The following is a 17,160-nucleotide window of genomic DNA, read 5'->3' on the forward strand; positions in this document are numbered from 1 at the left end:
GATGGGAGGCGCTAGCGCACGATGAGCGACAGCGAGATGTCTGCCTCGCTTAGCTGCAGGCGCAGATGCGTGTATCGAAAATCACGATTGATGAGAGGGATGATCCGCTCAGCCTCGATGAACTCGATGCCGTCATCGCCGCCAAAATGGCGGCGCTTGTAGTCGAACCAGTCCGGATTGCCGACCGGATGGCATTCCTCGGAATAGACCACAAGCGGGCGACCGCCGTCGCTGAGCTTGCCGTTCGACATGATGTAGACGCCGTTGTCACCGACAAGCCAGAGGCTAGCCCGTCTTATTCGCGAGAGGGCGCCTGAGAGGCTGGCGAGCGTGGTGTAAAGCGCTGATGCGGCGTAGGATTCGGTTGCGAAGCCACCCCATCACCTTCAACCGCGAACGCCACGCCCGCCATGACCGATGATACGATTTCAGACCACTATCGAGAAGCAAGAATTCAACACAAATAAAACCTCTGCCTCGCGCTCGATCTCTTCATGCTTGATAGTCTCGTTTCGGAGGCTGATCACCTACCGCGTCTAATAGGCCGCTCGCGCCGGTTTCTTTGGACGCGGCACGACCGCGACTCCACGTTTCGGCACAGAAATGATCGGGAGTCACTCAATCTTTCTTCAACTTAACCCGTCTTATTCGTAAGAGTGCGCCTGAGGGGTAAAGCGCTGATGCGGCGTAGGATTCGGTTGCGAAGCCAACCCCATCACCTCCAACCGCGAACGCCACGCCCGCCATGACCGACGATACGATTCCGCCCTTCTCGTTTCCAGCCGTTCACGCCAAGAAAGTCACAGCTGCCTTCGATGGTGGGCGCCTAACCTCGAACGGGGGCGTGATGCTTCTGGCGATGGCCGAGCGGCGTCTCGGTTTGGCCAACAATCTGGCCCGGGTGTTCCCGGATCGGCGCGATCCGACGCGGGTCGTGCACAGCCTGGTCGATATGCTCCGCGCTCGCATGTTCGCGATCTGCTGCGGCTACGAGGACGCCGACGACCTCGATCATCTGAGGTCCGATCCGGCATTCAAACTGGCCTGCGGACGGCTGCCGGACACGGGCCGGGATTTGTGTTCCCAGCCGACGCTGTCGCGGCTGGAGAATGCTCCGCGCCTGCGCGACGTGATCCGGCTGACCTACATTTTGGTCGACGCATGGATGGATAGCTACCCCCACGAGCCGGCATCCGTCACGCTCGACATCGATGATACCTGCGACGTCGTCCACGGCCATCAGCAGCTCTCGCTGTTCAACGCTCATTATGACGAACGCTGCTTCCTGCCGATCCACGTCTACGACACGGAGAAGAGCCGGCCCGTGGCCGTCGTGCTGCGGCCCGGCAAGACGCCGGGCGGCGTCGAGGTGCGTGCCCATCTGCGCCGCCTGGTACGGCATATCCGGACGCGATGGCACAACACGCAAATTACGTTCCGTGGCGACGGGCACTATGCCCGGCCGGAGGCCATGGCGTGGTGCGAGACCAACGGCATCGACTACATCTTCGGTCTGTCCGGCACCAAGCCTCTCGCCAGAAAAGTCGACGAGGTCGCCGACGACATCCGCACGCGACGCGCCATCGAGAACCTGCCGGTTCTGCGTGGCTATACCGAGACGCGCCACAAGGCAAAGTCCTGGGATCGCGAACGGCGCACTGTCGCCCGTATTGAGGCGACGATGCTCGGCCTCGACATCCGCTTCGTCGTCACCAGCCTCGATGTCGGCTCGGCCGAGTGGATCTACGACAGCCTGTATTGCGCGCGCGGCCAAGCCGAGAATCTGATCAAGCTGCATAAGACGCAGCTCGCCTCCGATCGCACCAGCTGCCGTTCGGCGCTCGCCAACCAGGTCCGTCTCGTGCTCCATACGGCCGCTTATTGGCTGATGCTGACCGTGCGCGACGCCATTCCCAAAGCCCGGGAATTGGCCGCTGCCGAGTTCGCGACGCTGCGTCTTCGTCTCTTGAAAATCGCCGCCCGTGTCGTCGAGACCACGAGCCGCATTCGCCTTGCGTTTGCCGCGGCATGTCCCGAAGCCGACCTGATCTGCGGCTTGCCCGGCGCGCTGCTGCCGCTCGGTCCTTGACCGGCGGGGCGTCCGCCCCCGTTCGCCCAACCCATCCCTCAAGCGCGTTGCAAAGTACCGGTCGTCAGGCGGCGAAAAGCCGAAGGCAATCCTGTGCGCCTCGTCAGACAAGATGTGCGGCCGCATCAATCGGGCCCAAAAGCCGCACTCTCACGAATAGGACGGGCTAGGCTTCTCGCCCTCACCAGGCTTGAGGCCGTAATAGGGATTGCGGAACCCGCCATTGGCGGCGGCGTCGGATTTTCCGCGTTCGATCACCGTGCGGACGGCGGGGATGGGGAATGTGAACATCACCACCTCCCTCACGCCGCGATCGCGTCAGGCAGATAGCGCAGATGCACCGGCAGCTTCGCCGCGATCTCCGCGTCGGTCAGCTGGTCGAGCAGCTTCAGCACCGTGCCGCGCTGGCCGCCATAGACCAGCACCGTGCGCTCGCCACGCAGATGCTCGGCCCAGCGGTCTCCAGCGTAGCCGCGATAATCGTCATGCACGCTCGACCAGATGTGCTCGAGCCGCTCTTCGCGCGTCATCGCCTTCACGGGCCGCGATTCGCGTTCGATGATTGCGGCGCGCATCCGATCCGGCGAGTTCCTGCCGCGAAGATCGCAATAGCCGTGGAAGTAGCGCGGTCGGCCGTCGATCCTCAGCGCGTAGAAAACGCCGGTGATGCTGCCGGTGAGGAATTCGCGCAACGCGAACATCTCCGCCTTCATCCAGAGCGGCGGCAGGATCTCAAACATATAGTCGTGGTCGGCCAGGCCGATCTCGAACCATTCGCCGCGATAAAGAGCGCTGTCGTCGTTCTCGGAGCGGTTCGGCCGCTGCGCGTGGCGATCGAACATGCGGAACATCTGCCGGCGGTCGGCGATGCCCTGATAGACCTTGCGGATCGGAGAGAGGGTCATGAGCGGGCTCCTTTCAGCCTCGTCGGGCCGGAAGCGCGGCTCATCCTTCCGATTTCGCCATCGTCTTCAGCCCTTCCTGACCCCTCCTCCGCAGCCGCCTCTCCGATCGGCCGGGTCAAGGGCCGCGGCACGCGGGCGAAGCTTCACCCTTGACGCGGTCGGCGGGCATGCGGCAGCCGGGTTTTTTTCTCGTCCCCCTCCTTCTTCCTCTTGCTGCTCGGATGCAGCTGTTCATTCAATCCTCCGGCGCGGGCCGCAGCCGCTCATAGTCGCAGCCCACCTCCTGCGCGATGGCCGCGAGGCGATCGGCATAGACCTCTCCCTGCCGATTGTTGTCGGTCGCCGCGACGAGCCGCGCGCCCGGCCGCGCGCTCAGCGCGCAAATGGCGGCGACCGTGGCCGGCGCCCAGCCGCCGCCGGTGCTTAGATAAAGAGTATCCGGCCGCTGGTCTTCGATCGCAGCCAGGCTCATGGCGTCGATCGCGGCCTCGGTGATGCAAAGCCGGGTCGCATTCGCCGGTCCGAATCGGAACAGCACCTTATCGCCGCCGGTGGCGAAGCCGCGCCACTCTGGACCGCGCTCCTCCCAGCCCGTGACCACGCCGTCATTGTCGAGATGGGCCGCCCACATGCTGCCGTAAGGGCCTTCGCGCAACCGGTCGTGCCGAAGCGCAGCACGGATGACGGCTTCCGGAATGCCACGCTCCTCGCGCAGATAGCGCCAGGTGAGAGAACCTGGCCAAGGCGAGCGCCGGGCCCGCCAGCGATCTGCAGCACCAAGATCAGAGTCATGCGTGCGGGATTCTCGGGACCAGATGGGCTCCGTCGGCACAAAGCCAACCAGATCGGACACTCGCCGCAGCCCCTCGGGAAAGTCGATGCCGTCGAGATGTTCTACCAGCGAGAAGACGTCGCCTCTGGCGTCCGACAGCGCGTCGAACCAGCCCCTCCCCTGATGGATCACGATGATGATGTCGCCGCCGCGGCGATATTTGACGGCCTTGCGTGTGCTCTCCTTCAGATCGATCGCAAATCCGGCCTTCTCAAGCACAGCGGCGCAGGCCACGCGATTTTTCAGCTCTTCGATATCCCTCTTTTCCATCTCCGCTTCCCGGCGTACTGCCGCGCGCCGACCTTTCCCGTTTGAATTTCCTTGTCCCGCACCTTGCGGGACCCGCTAGTCCCCGCCGCGAAGAGCGAAGGGGGCAAGGGCGCGGCTGGCAATTGATGAATTATGCGGGGCACCCAGCGTCGGTGCGTCGGCCAGCCGCGGCGGCAGCCTCCCTTGCCGCCGCCCGCTCGCAAGCGGCACCCAAAGAGAAAACCCGGCTCATTGAGCCGGGCCGAAGTCGTGCGGATCGTATTCGTGCACGACCACGACATCGGCATCGTCGAGTTCGTCGCTCGGCAGCACGCCGTAGGTACCTCCGTCGACCTTGAAGAGAGTGACCGGGACCATCAGGGTGCGGGCGAGCTCGAAAGCGCTGGACTGGGCCAGCGAAAGATCGTGTGACATTTGAGGGCTCCATCTTGAGCGAGGCCGATCCCCGCTCGATGGCGTCAGTGTCCTCAACCGGCCGCGATCACCGCGGAGCCGTAGGCGCAGCGGCGGCATGCCCTGCATAGCCGACCCCTTGGGGGTTGATCGTGGAAGGCCGGGCGGAGGACCAGGAAAGCCATCCATGGAGAGCGGGATCGAGGCTTGCTCCGAGTGGTCAGCGCCCAGGGGCGCGCTCTTTTCCCGGCAGCAGATTCAGGCGTCGCCCTCGGCTGCTAGTCTCGCGTCGCGAATTAGGTCAAAGCGAAAAATGCGTTAGCGGCGAGGATATTGGCGCGGTGGTCCAATCGGTCATCGCCGCAGGCATCCGTTCGTTGCCGAGTCTCGCTGTCGACTATCGCCTGGATCACTCATCGTGCCGCGCGCTTCGGTCCGACTTTCGGACAGAAGCGCGGAGCAGGCAGAAGCAGTAAGCGGCAACGATCGTCACCCGAAGGGCGGAGACGCTTCGCGGCTCCGGCCGCGAGCGCGCGCTTGCGGCTAGAGCGTGACCGACCGGCAGGGAGGGGCCGCCTAGCACTTCTTACGCTTATGTCCGAATAGGTGACATCGGCGGGCTCGACAGTGGCGACGGACCTAAGTGCCGACGCTCGACTCTCTCGGGCGATAGTGATCCACTAACAATAGAGCCGGAGCAGCTGCCGCAGCTCGTAACGTCGGATCTTCGCCAAGTCATTGTCATTCTGCTTCGGTTTCGTTTGTCTACTTCGTCGCAAGGCAGGCTGGCTTTCGTGTCGCTCGAGCGGAAATGGGTTCCAGAAATAACTAATTCAGTATCCAGAGAGACTGCGCTATTTCGGCGCTCAGCTCTGAGCCAGTAGATTATCTCGGCCGGCGACAGCATTAATTTCGATCCCGAAAAGAGCGTTCGAACCAGATCAGCTACCTTCGGCTCCTTTCATGAAGGACGACAGCCAAGGCTTCACTGCTTGGAGCGTTCGGACGTCGCCCAGTTCATCAAGATCTTCTGGGGAAAGCTTGCCGGTTCCGCTTAGCGTGTTGGTGAGCGCGGACGCCGTCGTAGCCGGCAAGAGTTCTATGATCGCCCGAGCCAATCCTAATGGTCTCCTTGTCATGATCGGGTGTGCCGAGGATCTCTTCCAGCAGCTTGCTTACGTCGCAACCGGCTCTGCTGAGGGCTTCCGCCTGAACAGATTTGAGTTCGACGTTTCCCTGTGTGTCCAAGCGTTCAATGAACAGCAGCGCGTCCTCGCTCAACCCTTCGAAGCTGGATGCAAAGAGGGCATGAACCGCCTCCGCCAGGGCACTCGGCAGAGCTGCCAGAAACTGCAGATGAATGGCCTCGAAATCGACTCGGCCTTCCTTGGCATCGTCTCTTACGGCGGCAAACTCAGACGCCAGATCGCGGATGGCAGTCCAACCGTCGCCGTACCGCAGCAGTTCGACGATGACCTTGTCGGCGCCTGGATAGGCGAGCACACGCTGTGCCTGGCGCATTTCATGCTGCCAAATTTCACGAAGATCATCGTCGACCGCTGAGCCGGTCTTTTGCCAGTATTTGAGCACGACTGGCTGGTCGTCGCGCTTGTCGTGGGCCGAAATGATCGCCGATTTGAGCGGCTCACCACCGGGGGCCGAGAGGTATTGGTCCCCAAGGTCGAACTGATCCGCCAACGGCCGCAGTTTTTTCAATGTGCTCGGCATCAACTATGAGCTCAAATGGAGCATCTGCTTTGGCGCGGCGGGCGTTTGCACATGCAATGATTTTCAGTATTCGCAGCCGACTAACGATGGCATCGAAATTTGCGTCGGCAACGTCCCGAGCAGCGGGATAGCCTGATTCGGCGAGCTGAATTTAACAAGACTTGCCACCGGCATCCGCCGGTCGCAGCAGTATGTCTGAAATATCCCCCTGCGAGCCCTTCCGCGTCCGTACTCGCTCTGGTGGCTACCTGCCCTGCCGGGCCGCAGGCAGCCACCCGGCACCGGTTGAGATTAAGCCAGAAAGCCAGAAAGCCAGAAAGCCAGAAAGCCAGAAATTAGCATTTTATATCAATTACTTATAGATGTACTTGCTGATCCTCATCGCCTTGAAGGAGCTTTTTTCAGGAAAGGAATGTCCGAAAAATGTCGCATAGTTCGGACGGACGATCTTGCCGTCGACCGAAATTTGCATCATATTTCGGACATGCTTGATCAACCAACCACAGACCTCCGGCCGCGGCTCATTGCCCGCATCGACGCAACGCCGACAGAGGTATGGACACCCGGTGATTTCGCTGATCTCGGTAGTCGCGCGGCCGTCGACAAGACGTTGCAACGTCTCGTTGCGGCTGGCGAGTTGCGCCGCATCGACCGCGGGCTCTACGACCGGCCGCGAAAGAGCAACCTCACAGGCAAGCCGATGGTCCCCGACTATCGCGCGGTCATCAGGGCTGTGGCGCGCCGCGACCAGGCCCGCGTCGTGGTCGACGGGATGACTGCCGCGAATGATCTCGGCCTCACCACGGCCGTGCCGGCGCGCATCGAGGTCCTGGTCGACGCTCGCCTGAAGCCGATCACGCTTGGAAAGCAGGTCATCCATTTCAAGTCAGCGGCACCTAGCCGTCTCTATTGGGCCGGACGTCCGGGCATGCGCGTCGTTCAGGCGCTCTATTGGATGCAGGATATGATGACGGGGAAGGAGGATCGACAGGCAGTAGAGAACGTTCTCAGCAAGCTGTTCGCAAACCCGCAGCATGGAAAGGAGATTCGCGACGATCTCCGTGCAGGTCTTTCAGCTATGCCGATCTGGATGCAGGACTTTCTCAGGCCCTTGCTCGAATCTGACGACGCTGCGGAGGATCACTCGTGAGTGGTGCAGCCTACAAGGAGGTCATCTCCGCCGCACCCGGCGAGAAGCTCGATCTTTTCCTGACGACGGCGAACCGGCTCGGTGCGCCGATCGGAAACGTCGAGAAGGATTTTTGGGTCTGCTGGACCCTCAATGCACTCTATCACGAACGGCCCGCAGGAGGTCCGCGCCTTCTCTTCAAGGGCGGGACGTCGCTATCGAAGGCCTACGGGCTGATCGAAAGATTTTCCGAAGACATCGATGTAACGGTGTTTCGCAACGATCTCAACGAGTCTGCTTCCGTCGAAGAACTCGAGATCCTGTCGAACAAGAAACGCCGCACTCGGCTGGATGCGATCAGGGACGCTTGCCGTAGCTACATTAGCGGTCCGCTATACGCTTTCCTGACCGAACATCTCGCCGAAGCGACAAGTGGACGCGGACGTGTCGAGATCGACGAGTCGGATGCCGACGGGCAGACGCTTCTCGTCTGGTATCCCGAGGTCGAGCCGCGTGACGAGGCCTATGTGCGGCCGGCAGTGCGAATCGAGTCCGGAGCGAAGTCGGCGCTTGACCCTAACCACCCCGCGAATATCCGTCCTTACATTGCCGACGACGTGGCAGGCCTCGAATTGACGGTGCCGAACGTCACGACGATCGACGCCGAGCGCACGTTCTGGGACAAAATCGTGATCGCTCACGGGCTGCGCCGCTGGTTCGAGCGCCGCGGTGACCTGCGCCAGGAAGGCCAGCGCATTTCGCGGCACTTCTACGACCTGTATTGCCTTTTCGCCTCCGACGTCGGCCGGTCGGCGGTCAAAGATGCCGAATTGGGGCCCGACTGCGTCCGTCATGCTCTCATGTTCTTCAACCGGCCTGATTACGATCTCGTCTCGGCCGTGACCGGATCGTTCGCGCTCGTGCCGACCGCCGCAATGATCGATGCGCTTGCGCGTGACTATGCGAACATGACACCAATGATCTTCGGCGAGGCTCCTCAGTTCGAGCAGATCCTCGCGTCGATGGACGAGATTGAACGCGCGGTGAATAGGGCGCGCTAGCAAACGAGCAGAATTTCGACAACCTCCGATGATAGGATCAAATCATGGATAAGGCTTCGGAGAACATCCCGGTGCGACTGCCCGATCCCGCCTCGATCGAGGCGGTTCTCGCACGTCTTCCGGCCGGAGCTGATGAAGCGGCGCTGGCGGCCGCGCTCACAGAGGCGTTTCCGGGATTTCCGTTTTCGACGGCGGACACTGACGACCAGTATTGGCGCGACACGCGCTCGGTGATCGCCGCCGACGGGACACGGATCGCAGAATACCGGCCATGGATGGAAGCCGAGCTTGCCAAGGACAACGGCGATATTGGCGCCGTTTGGACGCGATTGCGTGGGAGCGACCTTCATATCTCGGAATGGCATGGCAATAGCGTGTACGCCTTCGCGCCAACTGGACCGGGCGCGGCGGACTATGTGCAAATCCGTCTCGGCCGGGAAGTCGAATGGCGTGCGGGACCGATCGTCAATCCGACATACCACCCTTGGGGCAAGGACGAATTGCTCGATCCGTCATGGATCACGCACGAAGATATCTCAGACGACAAGATACTCGCTGGGCCGCTCTATCGGATGCTCGGGCGTTCAGGCAGCAATGTGACACACGTCCGCAGTTTTCTGACACGGCGCGCCCGCCTCGAGCGCGAGAAACGCGAGGCGCAGCGGCCAGAGATGGAACGCCGTGTGGTGCGTGAAGTGACACGCCAGGGAACGACCGAGACGCCGTTTCTTGAATTGGTGCCGGACTGGTTCGAGTTCGTGCCACGAGAGAATCGCTTCTTCCAGGATTGGGAAGAATCAAGTGCTTCGGCCGAGCGGGTCTACGCGCATTGGGCGCTCGACATTTACGACTACGACGATAAAGGCACACGCGAGATCGGATTCGTGCCGCGCCCGCTGCATCTGCCGAAAGAGAGGCTCATCGCTGGCGACGCCTCGGTTCATATCCTGATGGATCGCGTTGAAGCCATCGACCGTAAGGTCGGCGTCCCATTTGGTTGGTTCTTCTTGATGACCCATGGTAATCGGGTTGAGCCAGAGGTTGGTCAAGCGATCGCCAAGGGCCTGCGTGACCAGCGCGTGGTCTTACCCGATCGGGATGCGCGCGTGCTGCTGCGCTGGGCTGAACGATCTTACGGATTCTGATAGGACATCGGTGACGCCAAGAACCTGGTAGAGGTTGGTCTCGTTGTCGCGCTCCAAGCCTTTTCGCATCATCTCTGGCATCAAGATCGCCGCCCGCAGCGCGCCTGGAGACCGCGTTTCTTGGTCAAGCTCACATGGCCCGTAATGATCGCGGCCGGATCGATGGCGAATGATGGAAGGATCGATGGTCAAAATCGCGCACGCGGGCGCGAAACAATTCTGAATTGTGATCTCCGGATATGCCACTGGCGGTAATCCCGTTCGAACTCGGCCAGGGTGGCGACGATGCCAAACACCATACGGCCCGATGCCCACGTCTCACCACTCGGCTGGGAGTAAATAAACTTCACGGGCGAGTATTGATGGCCGATTCCTTCGCGTAGGATTCCGCCCCTACTTCTTCACAAGTACAGGCTTCCATCTGGCGGAAGCCCTCCCAAAATGCCGTGCCCGCGGGTGGCGCGGTCTGGTCTCCTTCGCTCGGCCAGGTAGCAAAGGTACCCAAGATCCTCTTTCACTCAGCGCTCGCGCGCCGGGATTTCATCGCCTGCGCCGCGCAATCTCATCAGCGACCGCGCTCGCGGCGCGCAAAAGCCGTTCATGCAGGGTCTCGAACATGTCAATGATGTCATCATTTGGTTCATTCCTGCCCTCTTCGATGGCCTCGACAACCAGTTCGTCGAGAGGCGTTTCCTTCAACTGACCTTTCTCGAGAAGGTATTCGAATAGCCCGTAGCTACTTGGCTCCGATTGGATGCGTCCGTCGGAGTTGCACCAAACCCCGAATGTCTGATGCCCCAAAACGGCTTGCTCGACCACCTTCGCCTCCAGTGGGATCAGCGTCCCCCACGCCTCGTCCTCTTCATCGACGAATCCCGCCACGTACATCTCTTGCTCCTCAGCGCCTTCATCGCGAGGGCGGAAGAACGGCGTGAGGACGATTCGAGGGGGCTTTGCCATAATAATCTCTCCAGGGGGCTCAAGCACCAGTTGCATCAGTACATGGCAGTATCAGGGCCTGCGCCGGACACTGGATCATGCGAAAAATGCAAACTGTAGCGGCTGCTGTCGGCGCCCCTCGAAATAGCAGTTCGTTCTCTCATTCTTCGCCCTGGCAGTTAAACTATTCTGACGCGCCACCCCGATCGTATCGGCCAACCTCTGTCCATCTCCTCGCCTGCCAACAATCGACAACGACTTTGGCCGCCTGAGTGAATCAACCGATATTGCCGTCCAGATCGAACGCGCAATACTCGGCAGACGCATCCCGCTCCGGATGAATCCCATCGTCCCGACTGGTGCAGGGGTTCAGTACGGGAGACGAGAGAGTGGAAAGAAAGCCTGCCCATCGATCTCGACGCCTTTGTTGAGTTCGTTGAGCGAGCTCGCCGCCCGGTACTCCGGTAGCCAATGCGACGCATTCAGCCGATGAGTGCGGACTTCACGGCGACGGACGATAAGGAACCGGATGCGTAGCGGCGAGATCGGAAAATCGCGTGAATTCACCCTGGAATGACAGATTGACAGTGCCAGTCGGCCCGTGGCGCTGCTTCCCAATAATGATTTCGGCCTTCCCGCGGGATGCCTCGAGCTCTGCCGCCCATTTGATGTGCGCATCGGTCCCGGCCGCCGGTTCCTGACCTTTCAGGTAATACTCCTCGCGGAAGACAAAAAGCACGACGTCAGCATCCTGTTCGATCGAACCGGACTCCTGCAGGTCCGACAGTTGCGGACGCTTCTCTTCCCGGTTCTCGACCTGGCGCGACAATTGCGACAAGGCAATGATCGGCACGTTGAGCTCCTTGGCGAGGGCCTTCAGGCCGGTCGTAATCTCGGTCACCTCGCGCACGCGGTTCGGCGCGGCACGATGGATTGTGCCTGCATGAGTTGAAAATAGTCGACGACGATTAAGTGGAGGCCACGCTGTCGCTTCAAGCGACGGGCGCGCGCCGCCAACTGGCCGACGGTCACGGCACCGGTCGAATCTATGTACAGCGGAATAAGGCGAATCTCTTGCCGGCGTTGCACGAGGAGCGCGTCGAAATCATTCTCGGAGATATCCCCGCGCCTGATGTTCGAAGACGAGATCTCCGACTGCTCGGCTATGACACGCGTCGCGAGTTGCTCGGTGGACATCTCAAGCGAGAAGAAGGCGACAATGCCGCCCGACATCTCCGGCGTAGAACTACTGCCTTCCCGCGGTGCTTGGTAGGCTCGCGCCACGCTGAACGCGATATTCGTAGCGAGCGACGTCTTGCCCATGCCAGGCCGCCCGGCAATGATGATGAGATCGGAGGGCTGAAGGCCTCCCATCTTGGCGTCGAGATCTTTAAGGCCGGTAGGAAGGCCTGAGAGTTTTGCATTGCGCTGGTAGGCGAGCGCCGCCTTGTCGTCGCCAACGTTTTGCATCAACAAGAATCAAGTTTGTGCTGGAGAGTTTACTGTCGCCGCGCGCGGGATCGCCACCTTCGTCTTTACAAGATCAACCGAAAACGGGTATTGCACAACGCCCCGAATCGCCCGGTGGCGTCGTGCCCGGAGGTGACGCCCTGCTTCATTCGTGCCGATTCTCAGCATATCGCGAGGTTGCAGGCCTTCCCGCTATCAAGCCATCGTGAACACTCAGGCGAACACATGTTGACGTGCCGCCTCGTCTCCGGGCATCTCAGTCGGCAGATCGTACGATGGCTTACGACAGGAGTGGGCTTTGACGTAATGGGAAGACTGAATGACAAAGGCGTTTTGGTGACCGGCGGCTCGCGCGGCATTGGGGCAGCGATTGCTCGGCGGCGTCGGCGCGCGCTCGCTAAACATCGAACTGCAGACGGCTCTGAACCCCGCCGGCGAGCGCAAGGTCAAGCGCTTTGGTTGGACGTTCGCGCCCGGCGACAAAGTGATGCAGATCGAAAACGATTACGACAAGGAGGTCTATAACGGTGACATCGGTTATATCGACGATGTCAGTTCCGAAGACAGCGAACTCACCGCAAGCTTCGACGGCCGCTCGGTCATTTATGAGTTTGGCGAGCTCGACACGCTGGTGCCGGCTTACGCAGCAACTATCCATAAGAGCCAGGGTTCGGAATACCCTGCCGTAGTGATCCCGGTGATGACGCAGCACTACACCATGCTGCAACGAAACCTGCTCTATACCGGCGTCACCCGGGGCAAGAAGCTGGTCGTGCTGGTCGGTCAGAAGAAAGCCGTTGCCATCGCGGTTCGCAACGTTTCCGGGCGGCGAAGGTGGTCGAAATTGAACGAGTGGCTGGCGTCAAGAATAGCATCGATGCCGACAAGATGAGGGCCGACTATGAATGCGGGCAAAGCGCATAAGATTTGGATCGAACAGTGCGAAGCGGCTCAAACGATCAAGGCGCGATTCGGGCTCACGGCGGCCTTCGACTACCTTGTCGGTGAGAAGTTGATGAGTTTTACCAGTACTGCCTCCAGACATCCCGACTTCGCGCGGGAACTGCCGCGGTTTGTTTCCGAGGTGAGACGCATGTTCGCGCCGGATGAGATCGGCGCACAGTTGGCGCAAATCGAGCGTTCGCAAAACGAAAGGAATGTCGATGTTTTGGAGGAGGATGATCTTCTGCCGGAGAGTCCGGCCGCAGTCGCGGAGTGCGTTCAGCAGTTCATGCGGGTCAAGGAGTTGCTGACCGCGCCCATGCTCGGTACTTCGTGACAGAATGGCGAATTACATCTCGATGTGGCGCGCGGCTCACCCCCAAAATCGCGGACATTTCCGGTGGGATCATAAGGTCTCACCGTCATGATGACGCTGGAACCCGTTCTTACCCCGCATGGTTTGCTGACACTGCGACAAACGGCGCAAGCTCCTGCGTTGGAGCTCAATCAGGGCTTGCGGCTGGAGAAAGCATTTTTACGTGGCTCAGGGCACGGATTGTTGTGGCTCGGCGCCGACGAAGTCGCGACGGTTCTCCCACCGGTGTTGTCGTATTGGCGAGCGCTTGGAATGCGCTACATGACTGCGCTGTGCGCGCTTCCTAGTGTTGGAGACGGCCGTACCAAGCCGCCTGTGCCGATCCCCGCCGATGGCGAGTTGGACACGATGGCAGCGGCTGTTCCGCCGATGACCGGCGCGGAATACCTGACGACGTCTGTCCTGGCCAATCTTTGGCAAGGTATGGATGCGGCCTTTGATGCCGAGTTGGTGCAAGCCAAGCTCTCCCTGCAGGAGTTCCTCAAGAGCCGTCATCCGGCTTGGAATTTGGTTGGGCGCGTTCATTTCAACCTCGCGGAGAACCGGAAGGACGATGAAGCCCCGTTCGCGTTTCTTGCGACCTACACCACCCGACTCTCTGCTGAGGCCAAGGCCCAGCATCTGCCGCTTGGCAAAGCCTTGCAGGAGTATTCCGGTGCGAGGAACCGCCAACGCCTGCTCTCGCTGCTGATGCCCGTCCAGCGCGCCGCCGAGAGGAGCCCTTGGTTGAAGACGTTGGTCAATGCCGGCGATATCTTTCACCCGCTGCGCTGGAGCCCACAACAGGCGCTGCAATTCCTGAAGGATGTTCCCGCAATCGAAAGCGCCGGGGTGGTCGTGCGAATGCCGGCGAGTTGGCGCATGAACCGCCCCGCACGCCCGCAAGTGAAAGCAACGGTCGGGGGCAATGCGCCATCACAGCTGGGGATGGACGCGCTGCTCGACTTCCGAATGGAGGTGACGCTCGAGGGCGAAAGCCTCTCGAAGGCCGAGATCAAGCGACTCCTGGCGCATTCCGATGGATTGACCTTAATCCGTGGCAAGTGGGCCGAGGTCGATCATGAACGACTGCATCGCACACTCGAGCAATTTGAGGCCATCGAGCGCCGTGCCGCCGCCGAGGGTCTTTCGTTCGGTGAGGCGATGCGTCTGCTGGCTGGGGTTGGCATTGCCGGAGATAAAACTGCCGCACCAGCCGACATCGATTGGAGCCAGACCGTTGCCGGCCCCTGGCTGGCGGAGACGCTGGCGACCTTGCGCCATCCCGATTGGCTCATGCGGGTCGACCCCGGTCAATATTTTCAGGGTACGCTGCGACCCTATCAGCAGTCGGGTGTGCAATGGCTCTATCTGCTAACGCAGCTCAAGCTTGGGGCTTGCCTTGCCGACGATATGGGGCTCGGCAAAACCATCCAGGTGTTGTCGCTGCTGCTGGTGATCAAGAATGAGGACATGGCACGGAAACCGTGCCTGCTCGTAGCCCCCGCCTCGTTGTTAGCCAATTGGGCCGCCGAGATTTCCCGATTTGCGCCAAGCTTGAAAACAGTCGTGGTCCATCCATCGGCTGCGCCGTCCGAGAAACTGAACACTTACAGTGCGGACAGATGCGCAGATGTCGATCTCGTAATCACGAGCTACGGCTTTCTGACGCGTACGCCTTGGCTAGAAACTACATCATGGCGGTTTGTGGTGCTCGATGAAGCACAGGCCATCAAGAACCCGGGCGCTAAGCAGACAAAATCGGTCAAGAGGCTCAAGGCAGAAATGCGCATTGCGCTGACCGGCACGCCCATCGAGAATCGGCTCGGCGACCTATGGTCGATCTTCGACTTCATCAATCCTGGCCTGTTGGGATCGTCGAAGGAGTTTTCGGCATTCGTCAAACGCCTCTCCGACCGGCCACATAACCCTTACGGTCCGCTCCGCGAACTGGTGCGCCCCTATGTCCTGCGACGGCTGAAGACCGACAAGAGCATCATTGCCGACCTGCCCGACAAGACCGAGGTGAAAACCTTCTGCCCCTTGAGCCGCAAGCAGGCGGCGCTTTATCAGCAAGCAGTGGCGGAACTGGCCGGCCATCTCGAAGATGTCGATGGAATAAAGCGGAGAGGCATCGTCCTAGCTTTTCTCATGCGTTTGAAGCAGATCTGCAACCATCCATCACAGTGGCTCGGCGACGGTGCGTGGAATGAGGAGGATAGCGGTAAGCTTGTGCGTCTGCGCGACATCGCGGAAGTGGTTGCCGCCCGGCAGGAGAAGGCACTTATCTTCACCCAGTTCAAGGAGACAACGGCGCCACTAGTGGCGTTCCTGGGCTCCGTATTCGGAAGGCCCGGCCTCGTCCTGCATGGTGAGACAGAGGTTAAGAAGCGCAAGGGCCTGGTGCGCCAATTTCAGGAAGACGAAGACGTCCCGTTCTTCGTGCTCTCGGTCAAAGCAGGCGGCACCGGGCTCAATCTCACAGCGGCCTCGCATGTCATTCATTTCGACAGGTGGTGGAATCCGGCCGTCGAAAACCAAGCCACCGACCGTGCCTTCCGGATCGGACAGACCAAGAATGTGCTTGTGCACAAGTTCCTTTGTCGCGGCACCGTGGAAGAAAAGATCGACGATATGATCGAGTCGAAGAAACAATTGGCTGGGGATTTCCTCAGCGGTGGAGCTGACATCCTGTTGACTGAGATGAAAGATGAGGCGTTGCTTAAGCTCGTGACTCTCGATTTGGGTGCGGCGATGAAGGAAGTGGGATGAATGAGCTACTACGGGTGGCACGCTTACGTGCCGGTAGCTGAGAAGCGGCGGCAGGCAGAACGCAAGTTGGCCAAGCTCAAGAAGCAGGGACGATCCGTTGCGCCCGTGAGGATCGAGGGACGCAAAATTACCAAGAGCTTCTGGGGCAATTCTTGGTGCGTCAACCTCGAACGATACAGCGACTATGAGAACCGCTTGCCGCGCGGTCGGACCTATGTCCGAAACGGCTCGGTTATCGACCTGCATATTGCCAAGGGCGAGATCTCCGCAATGGTCGCCGGGTCTGAGGTCTACCAAATCAAGATTGCCATCGCACCAATTACGCGGGCACGCTGGAAATCCATCTGTCGGGACTGCGCCGGGACCGTCGATTCGCTAGTTGAGCTCCTGCAGGGCCGCTTGGCGAAAGGCGTGATGGAGCGGGTCTGTCGAGAGGGTGACGGCCTGTTTCCGTCGCCGACGGAAATCAAGCTGTCCTGCAGCTGTCCAGATTGGGCAGACATGTGCAAGCACGTTGCGGCAGCACTGTATGGTGTCGGCGCCAGGCTAGATGAAAAGCCTCAGCTTCTTTTCGTGCTGCGTGACGTGGATGAAACTGAAATGCTCGCCAGCGCTGGACAGGGTTCCCCGCTAACAACGGCGCCAGGCGCGGCGAAGGTGCTTGATGAAAGCGATGTCGCCGCTCTATTTGGGCTGGAGATGGCCGAAACTCCCGATACCCCAAATCCTGCCTTCACAGTCCCAAAGCGACCCCAACACTCCAAGCCGCAAAAAGGCAAGATATCTGCCGGAAAGACCAAGCCAGCAGCGAAGACCGATGCCGCCTTACATCGTGCGACTCGGGCCAGTTCGGGAACGAAAAAGACAACCCGAGCAAGTGTCGGGAAACGGCGCACTCGGCGGCGACCATAGTATTCCAATGACGCCATCGGGACCCCGTGGCACGGAACGGACGCACCAACCCCGCTGACGAATCTCGGCTATCGGGGCTTGAGCGGAAATGCTGCGAACATGTGGGCGCGGATCCAGAATTGGTTGAGCTAACCAGCTCATCTCAGATTATATAGTAATGTCAATAAAATAAGAGTTCGCAGTTTTGTTCTGAATGGCGCGCCAAAATTGGCACCATC

General features: G+C 60.3%; 12 protein-coding genes and 4 pseudogenes. 8 read left to right on the plus strand and 8 right to left on the minus strand.

From position 1 onward, the window contains the following. Positions 1-11 precede the first annotated feature (11 nt). A pseudogene (locus J4G43_RS54925) lies at positions 12-293 on the minus strand (DUF3085 domain-containing protein); the annotation flags it as partial. A gap of 452 nt (positions 294-745) precedes the next feature. On the opposite strand from J4G43_RS54925, the gene J4G43_RS54930 reads away from it, so the two are divergent. Further along, positions 746-2,089, plus strand: coding sequence for an IS1380-like element ISBdi2 family transposase (locus J4G43_RS54930; protein WP_208084195.1), 1,344 nt, complete (start codon positions 746-748; stop codon positions 2,087-2,089). A 168-nt stretch (positions 2,090-2,257) separates the two neighbouring features. On the opposite strand, the pseudogene J4G43_RS54935 reads toward J4G43_RS54930, so the two are convergent. From J4G43_RS54935 to J4G43_RS54955, 5 genes and pseudogenes are all read right to left on the minus strand, one after another. After that, positions 2,258-2,380 (minus strand): annotated as a pseudogene (locus tag J4G43_RS54935) (DUF3085 domain-containing protein); the annotation flags it as partial. A gap of 11 nt (positions 2,381-2,391) precedes the next feature. After that, the gene (locus tag J4G43_RS54940) at positions 2,392-2,994 is read right to left on the minus strand and encodes a DUF1419 domain-containing protein (protein WP_028152387.1); all 603 of its coding nucleotides are present in this window, start codon (positions 2,992-2,994) and stop codon (positions 2,392-2,394) included. A 235-nt stretch (positions 2,995-3,229) separates the two neighbouring features. After that, complete coding sequence (locus J4G43_RS54945) at positions 3,230-4,096, minus strand: DUF3991 and TOPRIM domain-containing protein (RefSeq protein ID WP_038944349.1); 867 nt, start codon at positions 4,094-4,096, stop codon at positions 3,230-3,232. Between the two features lie 228 nt (positions 4,097-4,324). Further along, the gene (locus J4G43_RS54950) at positions 4,325-4,510 is read right to left on the minus strand and encodes a hypothetical protein (protein WP_028152386.1); all 186 of its coding nucleotides are present in this window, start codon (positions 4,508-4,510) and stop codon (positions 4,325-4,327) included. Between the two features lie 999 nt (positions 4,511-5,509). Continuing rightward, positions 5,510-6,217 carry a hypothetical protein gene (locus J4G43_RS54955; protein WP_038944348.1) on the minus strand — a complete coding sequence of 236 codons (708 nt, stop codon included), beginning with the start codon at positions 6,215-6,217 and terminating at the stop codon, positions 5,510-5,512. 484 nt (positions 6,218-6,701) lie between these two features. On the opposite strand from J4G43_RS54955, the gene J4G43_RS54960 reads away from it, so the two are divergent. From J4G43_RS54960 to J4G43_RS54970, 3 genes are read left to right on the plus strand one after another with little or no spacing between them, the layout of a single operon-like run. Next, positions 6,702-7,367 carry a DUF6088 family protein gene (locus tag J4G43_RS54960; protein WP_028152384.1) on the plus strand — a complete coding sequence of 222 codons (666 nt, stop codon included), beginning with the start codon at positions 6,702-6,704 and terminating at the stop codon, positions 7,365-7,367. After that, entirely contained in the window at positions 7,364-8,407 is a 1,044-nt protein-coding gene (locus J4G43_RS54965) for a nucleotidyl transferase AbiEii/AbiGii toxin family protein (protein WP_028152383.1), read from the plus strand. Before J4G43_RS54960 ends, J4G43_RS54965 begins: the two co-directional genes overlap by 4 nt. Before the next feature lie 44 nt (positions 8,408-8,451). Beyond that, positions 8,452-9,552 carry a hypothetical protein gene (locus J4G43_RS54970; protein WP_038380981.1) on the plus strand — a complete coding sequence of 367 codons (1,101 nt, stop codon included), beginning with the start codon at positions 8,452-8,454 and terminating at the stop codon, positions 9,550-9,552. A 540-nt stretch (positions 9,553-10,092) separates the two neighbouring features. On the opposite strand, the gene J4G43_RS54975 is transcribed toward J4G43_RS54970, so the two are convergent. Both J4G43_RS54975 and J4G43_RS54980 read right to left on the minus strand, forming a co-directional pair. Beyond that, positions 10,093-10,512, minus strand: coding sequence for a hypothetical protein (locus tag J4G43_RS54975; protein ID WP_028152381.1), 420 nt, complete (start codon positions 10,510-10,512; stop codon positions 10,093-10,095). A 481-nt stretch (positions 10,513-10,993) separates the two neighbouring features. Beyond that, a pseudogene (locus tag J4G43_RS54980) lies at positions 10,994-11,943 on the minus strand (DnaB-like helicase C-terminal domain-containing protein); the annotation flags it as partial. Positions 11,944-12,337: 394 nt separating this feature from the next. Here J4G43_RS54980 and J4G43_RS54985 point away from each other — a divergent pair. The 4 genes and pseudogenes from J4G43_RS54985 to J4G43_RS55000 all read left to right on the plus strand — a co-directional run. Then, a pseudogene (locus J4G43_RS54985) lies at positions 12,338-12,853 on the plus strand (ATP-dependent DNA helicase); the annotation flags it as partial. Positions 12,854-12,862: 9 nt separating this feature from the next. Beyond that, entirely contained in the window at positions 12,863-13,240 is a 378-nt protein-coding gene (locus tag J4G43_RS54990) for a hypothetical protein (RefSeq protein WP_018273921.1), read from the plus strand. Positions 13,241-13,327: 87 nt separating this feature from the next. After that, complete coding sequence (locus J4G43_RS54995; RefSeq protein ID WP_208089691.1) at positions 13,328-16,030, plus strand: DEAD/DEAH box helicase; 2,703 nt, start codon at positions 13,328-13,330, stop codon at positions 16,028-16,030. Then, positions 16,031-16,942 carry an SWIM zinc finger family protein gene (locus J4G43_RS55000; protein WP_208089692.1) on the plus strand — a complete coding sequence of 304 codons (912 nt, stop codon included), beginning with the start codon at positions 16,031-16,033 and terminating at the stop codon, positions 16,940-16,942. Positions 16,943-17,160 lie beyond the last annotated feature (218 nt).

This window comes from Bradyrhizobium barranii subsp. barranii, assembly GCF_017565645.3.
Classification (GTDB): Bacteria; Pseudomonadota; Alphaproteobacteria; order Rhizobiales; family Xanthobacteraceae; genus Bradyrhizobium; species Bradyrhizobium barranii.